General features: G+C 78.7%; 1 protein-coding gene and 1 pseudogene. Both read left to right on the plus strand.

The window, feature by feature from the left end; genetic code table 11:
• Positions 1-283, plus strand: a pseudogene (locus GTW08_RS00665) (acyl-CoA dehydrogenase); the annotation flags it as partial.
• A partial coding sequence (locus tag GTW08_RS00670; protein WP_202416211.1) for a PIG-L deacetylase family protein occupies positions 283-483 on the plus strand: 201 nt, incomplete at its 3' end. The pseudogene GTW08_RS00665 and the gene GTW08_RS00670, both read left to right, overlap by 1 nt.

The raw sequence follows: 483 nt of genomic DNA on the forward strand, positions 1-483 counted from the left end.
CGCCGTCGCCGCCGCGGACGCCCTGCTCGCCGTCACCGCCGCCCGGATCGACGCCGACCCCGCCACCGCCCACCACGACGCGGTGGCCACCGTGCGGGCCACGGTCGAGCGGGCGTGCCGGACCGTGCTCGACGCCGCCCCGGAGATCGCCGGGGTCGCCGTGCTGGCCGGGTCGCCGCTGCTCACCGCACGCCTCGCGGACCTGCAGATCTACCTGCGCCAGCACCACGGCGGACGCGACCTCGCCGCCCTCGGGCGCGCCCTGGTCACCCCGGCGACCTGATGGAGCCCGTGCAGTCCCCGGACGTCTGGGAGGACGCGGCCGTGACCCTCGCCCGGCGCGGGCTCGACCCGTCGTCGTTCGGCCGCCTGGTCGTGGTGTGCGCCCACCCCGACGACGAGACCCTCGGCGCGGCCGGGCTCATGCGCGGGGTCGTCGCCGCAGGCGGCACCGTCGAGGTCGTCCTGGCCAGCGACGGGGAG

It is taken from the genome of Pseudonocardia sp. SID8383 (genome assembly GCF_009864975.1).
GTDB lineage: Bacteria > Actinomycetota > Actinomycetes > Mycobacteriales > Pseudonocardiaceae > Pseudonocardia > Pseudonocardia alni.